Origin of the sequence: Mycobacterium sp., assembly GCF_032159765.1 — a bacterium.
Classification (GTDB): domain Bacteria; phylum Actinomycetota; class Actinomycetes; order Mycobacteriales; family Mycobacteriaceae; genus Mycobacterium.
On record NZ_JAVHWM010000026.1, the window covers coordinates 93,552 to 100,242 of the forward strand.

Here is a 6,691-nt window from a genome sequence, read left to right on the forward strand (position 1 = left end):
CCAACCGATCGCGGCAGGTCGACTAATCCTCTGGCTGGCCTACCCGCGGCGACCGATCGCGACTCGTCCAGGCCAGGCCGCCGATCAGCACGGCCACCAGCAGGGCCGCGGCCCCCATCCACGTCGCCGCGCCGGTGAACGACCTGGCGCTCGGATCGGTGTAGCGGGCCGCTGCGCTCATCGTCGAGACGACCCCCGGCTTGAGCTTCCACTCGACCACCTGGGTGTCGAGCTGATTGCCGTTGGTCGATGTCACCTCACCCGGGAACGAGGCGGTGAACGACACCTCGGCGCTCTGGTCGGTCAGTGACGTCAGATCGGCTCTGCCCTCGAGAATCACCGAGTCGCCGGCGCGTCGCAGCGACACGTCGACCCCCGCCGCGTCGTGGTTCATGTTGGCGAGCTGGGGCAGCTCGGCAAAGGTCAAATCCGAGAAATCGGCCTGTGATCCGACGTAGCCGTCGTTGGAGTATTCGGAGATCGCCACCTTGTCGCTGAACGGCAGGCCGCCGCCGTTGAATTGCGGGCCTTTGTCGTTGCCGTCGCGCGGTTTCGACGCCGCGGTGATATTGCCGGACACCCGGTCGTCGGGCGAGATCGTGACGGTGGCGTGGACCCTGACGCAGCCGGACGCCAGCGGCACGAGGATGAAAAACACCAGAAGCGCAGACACAAGACGACGCCGCGGGATTCTCACCGGCTCATCTTAGAGGGGGAGCTGGCGGCCTAGAATTGCGAACGGTCGTGGGTCCCCGGCGAAGTGGTGCCCTCGCACAATGTCGGCGAAGCCCAACCGGCGGTAGAGGCGCCAGGCCCGGTTGTTCTCGCCGCGGATCTCCGGCGTCGACAGCAGCACGTTGTTCTCGCTGCGGTTGGCCAGAAGCCGTCGGGTAAGCGCCTCGCCGAGACCCCGGCCTTGTGCCTGCGGGCGGATGTGCAGCTCGGTCAGTTCGAAATAGTTGCTGATCAACGAGCCGATCGCCGACGGCGCCAGCCCGGCGCGGCGCATGCCGGCCACGACCTGCTGCTGCCACCACTGGTCGGGGGCTCCGCCATAGCCGTAGGCGACGCCGATCATCGGCGCGTTGACAAGCTCGCCGCCGGCCTGATCCTCGGGCGCGTCGACCGCAGCGACTGCCCGCCAGCCTTTCCGTCGAGTGTGTTCCATCCACATCGACGCGCGGTGTTCCTCGGTTCCCCGCGGGTATCTCATCGCGTCGACGTAGATCGCGAGCGCCTCGGATAGTCGGCGCTGCATGTCGTGCGGCAACAGATCGACGAGAAATGTCGCCACGTGGCGGTCCTCCCTGAAGCGTCCGCATCGGTCACCGATCATTATCATTGGGTGTGGCGCCACTGACCCGTGCTGCCCGCCACCCCTTGGGACACCGATAGAATCGGCCGATCAACTGGGTGGTACGGCGTCCGGTGGCCTCGTATCATTGGATTCAAATCGGCGGCAAGAGGAGGGACGTATGCCACTCTCCGATCATGAGCAGCGCATGCTCGACGAAATCGAGAGCGCGCTGTATGCCGAGGATCCCAAATTCGCCTCGAGCGTTCGCGGCGGAACGCTGCGCGCGCCGTCGACGCGCCGACGGATCCAGGGCGCTGCGCTTTTCGTGATCGGGCTGGCGATGCTGGTATCCGGAATTGCGATTCGGGCCACCATCATTCACGGCTTCCCGGTTCTGTCGGTGATCGGCTTCCTGGTCATGTTCGGCGGCGTCGTCTACGCGATCACCGGTCCCCGGGTATCGAAGACGGGGGATCGCACGTCGTCGGGCGGCAAGCAGCGGCGGACCAAGGGTGGTGGCTCCTTCACCAGCCGGATGGAAGACCGGTTCCGGCGCCGTTTCGACGACTAACCACCTGCCTCCTCTGGAGGGGTGACCCACTCGGGTCGCCCCTTTTTTGTGGTTTGACGCGCCTGGCTCTGTCCTGCGTGTGGGGAGCAGTGGTGAAGACACACCCATAATTGGTACGATGGGGAGCGAAGTGGGGGATTGTGGGGTAAAGTGGCGGTCATCGGGGCCCCCAGGGGCTCCGAGGGTGTGGCAGGAGGACGCGACGTGTTCCTCGGCACGTACACACCCAAGCTCGACGACAAGGGGCGGCTCACTCTGCCCGCGAAGTTCCGGGATGCGCTGGCGGGAGGGTTGATGGTCACCAAGAGCCAAGACCGCAGCCTCGCCGTCTATCCACGCGAGACGTTCGAACAGATGGCGCGGCGGGCATCGGCTGCCTCGCGGAGCAACCCGGAGGCACGGGCGTTCCTGCGCTACCTGGCGGCCGGGACCGACGAGCAGCACCCCGACGCGCAGGGCCGGATCACCCTGTCCGCCGAGCACCGCGGCTACGCGAACCTGACGAAGGACTGCGTGGTGACGGGATCAGTTGACTACATGGAGATCTGGGATGCACAGGCCTGGCAGGAATACCAGCAGGCCCACGAAGACGACTTCTCCGCGGCCACCCATGACACGCTGCGTGACCTCCTTTAAGGAGCATGCCGCCCGTGCACCGTGGCCTCTGCCCGATCCGGCCCTGGCGTACTTCCCCAACGCCAGGTCCGTGTCATCGGACAGGGACCAGGGTGCGCGGGCGGCGATCGTCGTCTCCTCTTCGCGCGAGCGCTCATCGCTTGTGTCCTGTTCGCGCAAGCGCTCATCGCTTGTTTCCTCTTCGCGCAAGGGCTCATCAGTGGTGACCGCGCACATTCCGGTGCTGCTCGACCGATGCGTCGAGCTGCTCGAGCCCGCGTTGACCCGGCACAGCGCTGACGGGTCGGGCGCAGTGCTGGTGGATGCCACGTTGGGTGCCGGCGGGCACGCTGAGCGGTTTCTCTCGGAGTTCTCCGGTGTGAAGGTCATCGGCCTGGACCGCGACCCGGACGCGTTGTGGATCGCGGGCGAAAGACTCGCGCCGTTTGCCGACCGTGTCGTCATGGTCAGGGCCCGCTATGACGCGATCCCGGGTGTGCTGGCCCAATCCGGTTACTGGGCAGGCGAATCCGTCGACGGGGTGCTCTTCGACCTCGGCGTGTCCTCGATGCAGCTGGATCGCGCGGACCGCGGATTCTCCTACGCCGCCGACGCGCCGTTGGACATGCGGATGGACCCGGATGCCGAGCTGACCGCGGCCGACATCGTCAACACCTACGACGAGGCGGCGCTGGCCGACGTCCTGCACCGGTTCGGCGAGGAGCGATTCGCCCGGCGCATCGCCGCGCGGGTGGTCCGCCGCCGGGCCGCGCAGCCGTTCGCCCGGACCGGCGAGCTCGTCGAGCTGCTCTACGAGGCGATCCCCGCGGCGTCGCGGCGCACCGGCGGGCACCCGGCGAAACGGACCTTCCAAGCGCTGCGCATCGCCGTCAACGGCGAGCTGGACTCGCTGCGGGACGCCCTTCCGGCGGCGATGTCGGCACTCACGCCCGGCGGCCGCATCGTGGTCATGGCGTACCAGTCGCTGGAGGACAGGATTGTGAAGAATCTGTTCGCCGAGGCGTCGTCGTCGCGAACGCCGCACGGCCTACCCGTCGAGCTGCCCGGTCACGAGGCACCGTTCGTGGCATTGACCCGTGGTGCAGAGAAAGCCGGCGCCGCCGAGGTGAAAAGCAATCCGCGCAGTGCCTCGGTGCGCCTGCGCGCACTGGAAAAGGTTGACCCGAAGGGGGATTCATGACGACCAAGCGCCAAACACCCTCGGGCAGGGGTGCACCTGTGCGGGACCGAAACGCACGCAAGCGACCCGAACGCAGCACCAGCGACGAACGGGCCACGCGTCCACGTCGCCCCGGCCCGCCCGCCACCGGCGTCGGGCGCACGTCGCCCGCAGCAAGTACCGGCCAGGCAAGGGCGCGGGCGAAGGCGCGAAAAGCCAAGGCGCCAAAGGTCGTTCGTGTGCCGCTGCGCGAACGGCTGATCGCGCGAATCTCCTCCATCGAGCTGGACCCTCGCACGCTGGCGACCAAGGTGCCGTTCGTCGTGCTGGTCATCGGATCGCTCGGTATCGGCCTGGCGCTGACGTTGTGGCTGTCCACCGACTCTGCGGAGCGGTCCTACGAGCTCGGCAACGCCCGCGAACGCAACCGGGCGCTTACCCAGCAGAAGGAATCGCTGGAGCGTCAGGTCCTCGAGGCGCAGGCCGCCCCTGCGCTCGCCGAGTCCGCCCGAAACCTGGGAATGATCCCGTCGCGTGACACCGCTCACCTCGTGCAGGACCCGTCCGGCAACTGGGTGGTGGTCGGTGATCCCAAGCCCGCGCAGGGCGCGCCCGCGCCGCCGCTCAACACCAAGCTGCCGGATCCCACGCCCGCTCCGCCGCCGGTGCCGGTCAATCGCACCGAGGTCCCCGTGCTCGTGCCCCGCCCGCAACAGCCCGCGGTGACGGCGGAAGGCATTCCCGGAGTTCCCAACCCAGAGGTCTTGGTACGTCCGCCCGTGAGCGTGCCGTTGGCTGAGCCGATCGTGCCCACCGGCCCGCTGCCCGGACCCGCGCCCGACGCGCCGCCGCCGGCAAATGCGCCGAGTCCGCAGCCTGCGCCGGAACAATCGCTCAACGTGGCTGTCCCAACCACTGTGCCGCGGACGTGAGAACAGGCGGCCGATCGCGCGATGGTCGGACCGCCGCTGCCCGGCGGAAAGACGCACGCACACGGCCGAAGGCCCGCCAGGCGCCGCACTCGGCACGCGACCGCCGCATCCGCCCGATCGTGCATGCCAGCCGACAGGGTGCGTCGTTCGTCGCGCGGCACCGGGCCGGGAACGTCGTGATCCTGCTGCTGCTCGTCCTCGCGGCGGCGCAGCTGTTCTACCTCCAGGTGCCCGGTGCGGCGAAACTACGCGCTGAGGCGGCGAGCCAGCTGAAGGTGACAGACGCCGAGAAGGCCATCCGCGGCAGCATCACGGATCGCAACGGCAACAAGCTCGCGTTCACCACCGAAGCCCGCGCGCTGACTTTCCAGCCGGTCAAGATACGCAAGCAACTGACCGAGGCCAAGCAGAAGAAGCCGGATTCGCCCGACCCCGCGGTGCGCCTGCGTGACATCGCAAACGGGGTGGCCGGGCGCCTCAACAACCAGCCCGATGCGGCAACGATTCTGAAGAAATTGCAGGGCAACGACAACTTCGTCTATCTTGCGCGCGCGGTGGATCCTGTTGTGGCGACGGCGATCACGACGAAGTTCCCGGAAGTCGGCGCCGAGCGCCAGGACATTCGCCAATACCCCGGCGGCTCGCTGGCCGCCAACATCGTGGGCGGCATCGACTGGGACGGCCACGGCTTGCTCGGACTCGAAAGCGCGATGGACGGCCAGCTGGCCGGCACCGACGGCGCGGTGACCTATGACCGCGGTTCCGACGGGGTGGTGATTCCGGGCAGCTACCGCAACAGGCACGTCGCGGTGAACGGATCCACGGTCGAGCTGACGATCGACGACGACATCCAGTTCCTCGTGCAGCAACAGGTCGAGGTCGCCAAGAGCAACTCCGGGGCGCGCAATGTGGCCGCGGTCGTGCTCGACGCGAAGACCGGCGAGGTGTTGGCCATGGCCAACGACAATACGTTCGACCCGTCGCAGGATATCGGGCGCCAGGACGACAGGCAGCTCGGCAACCTCGCGGTGTCCAGCCCGTTCGAGCCCGGCTCGGTGAACAAGATCGTCACCGCGGCGACCGTGATCGAATACGACCTGTCGAACCCCACCGAGGTGCTCTCGGTGCCGGGAGAGATCAGCATGGGCGGCGTGCAAATCCACGATGCGTGGGAACACGGCACCGCGCAGTACACCACCACCGGAATCTTCGGCAAGTCGTCGAACGTGGGCACGCTGATGCTCGCGCAGCGAATCGGCCCCCAGCGCTACTCCGAGATGCTCGACAAGTTCGGTCTCGGTCAGCGCACCGGCGTCGGGCTGCCCGGTGAGAGCGAAGGCCTTGTCCCGCCGATCGACCAGTGGTCGGGCTCGACGTTCTCCAACCTTCCTATCGGGCAGGGCCTTTCGATGACCCTGCTGCAGATGACGGGGATGTACCAGACGATCGCCAACGACGGGATCAGAGTGCCGCCGAGGATCATTCGGGCGACGATCGGCCCGGACGGCAAGCGCACGCAGGAGCCGAGGCCCGATGGAGTTCAGGTGGTGAACGCCGGAACCGCCGTGGCCGTGCGCAACATGCTGCGCGCTGTGTTGCAACGTGACCCGACAGGAGTGCAGCAGGGCACCGGGGCGTCGGGCGCCGTCGACGGCTACCAGATCAGCGGAAAGACCGGGACGGCACAGCAGATCAACCCGGGCTGCGGCTGCTACTACGACGACGTCTACTGGACGACGTTCGCAGGCATTACCACCACCGACGACCCGCGATACGTGGTCGGGGTGATGATGGACAACCCACATCGCGCCGCCGATGGCAATCCCGGCAGTTCTGCGGCGCCGCTGTTTCACAACATCGCCGCGTGGCTGCTACAGCGCGAGAAGATCCCGCTGTCGCCCGATCCGGGACCGCGCCTGACGCTGCAAGCGTGACGTCGGGGCGACTCGGTACGGTTCTTCAGTGAATGCTCGCTCGGACAAGCCTCGCTCGGCGGTGTCCGTCACGCTGCGCGAGCTCGCCGAATGCATCGGCGTCGAGCGCGATGGTGATGCCGCTATCGACGTCTCGGGTGTGACTCTGCGCGCGCAGGACAC

General features: G+C 67.5%; 7 protein-coding genes. 5 read left to right on the forward strand and 2 right to left on the reverse strand.

Going from position 1 to position 6,691, the window contains the following annotated elements:
• Window positions 1–22 precede the first annotated feature (22 nt).
• Entirely contained in the window at window positions 23–697 is a 675-nt protein-coding gene (locus tag QOH60_RS03390) for an LppM family (lipo)protein (RefSeq protein ID WP_526417078.1), read from the reverse strand.
• A gap of 9 nt (window positions 698–706) precedes the next feature.
• Entirely contained in the window at window positions 707–1,294 is a 588-nt protein-coding gene (locus QOH60_RS03395) for a GNAT family N-acetyltransferase (protein ID WP_526417080.1), read from the reverse strand.
• A 181-nt stretch (window positions 1,295–1,475) separates the two neighbouring features.
• Between QOH60_RS03395 and QOH60_RS03400 the strand changes: the two genes are divergently transcribed.
• The 5 genes from QOH60_RS03400 (at window position 1,476) to QOH60_RS03420 (ending at window position 6,529) form a co-directional block, all read left to right on the forward strand.
• On the forward strand, window positions 1,476–1,868 hold the full coding sequence (locus tag QOH60_RS03400; protein WP_526417082.1) for an SCO2097 family morphological protein: 393 nt from the start codon (window positions 1,476–1,478) through the stop codon (window positions 1,866–1,868).
• A gap of 204 nt (window positions 1,869–2,072) precedes the next feature.
• The gene (gene mraZ / locus QOH60_RS03405) at window positions 2,073–2,504 is read left to right on the forward strand and encodes a division/cell wall cluster transcriptional repressor MraZ (RefSeq protein ID WP_526417101.1); all 432 of its coding nucleotides are present in this window, start codon (window positions 2,073–2,075) and stop codon (window positions 2,502–2,504) included.
• Complete coding sequence (rsmH, locus tag QOH60_RS03410) at window positions 2,479–3,684, forward strand: 16S rRNA (cytosine(1402)-N(4))-methyltransferase RsmH (RefSeq protein ID WP_526417085.1); 1,206 nt, start codon at window positions 2,479–2,481, stop codon at window positions 3,682–3,684. The genes mraZ and rsmH overlap by 26 nt, the downstream gene beginning before the upstream one ends.
• The gene (gene ftsL / locus QOH60_RS03415; protein WP_526417087.1) at window positions 3,681–4,595 is read left to right on the forward strand and encodes a cell division protein FtsL; all 915 of its coding nucleotides are present in this window, start codon (window positions 3,681–3,683) and stop codon (window positions 4,593–4,595) included. The genes rsmH and ftsL overlap by 4 nt, the downstream gene beginning before the upstream one ends.
• Window positions 4,592–6,529: a peptidoglycan D,D-transpeptidase FtsI family protein gene (locus QOH60_RS03420; RefSeq protein ID WP_526417089.1), complete on the forward strand. Its 1,938-nt coding sequence runs from the start codon at window positions 4,592–4,594 to the stop codon at window positions 6,527–6,529. Before ftsL ends, QOH60_RS03420 begins: the two co-directional genes overlap by 4 nt.
• The last annotated feature ends 162 nt before the right edge of the window (window positions 6,530–6,691 follow it).

What these genes read in the sequence shown, in the direction of transcription:
- rsmH (WP_526417085.1), top strand. Translation starts at nt 2,479, where the DNA reads ATGACACGCTGCGTGACCTCCTTTAAGGAGCATGCCGCCCGTGCACCG.
- ftsL (WP_526417087.1), top strand. Translation starts at nt 3,681, where the DNA reads ATGACGACCAAGCGCCAAACACCCTCGGGCAGGGGTGCACCTGTGCGG.
- QOH60_RS03400 (WP_526417082.1), top strand. Translation starts at nt 1,476, where the DNA reads ATGCCACTCTCCGATCATGAGCAGCGCATGCTCGACGAAATCGAGAGC.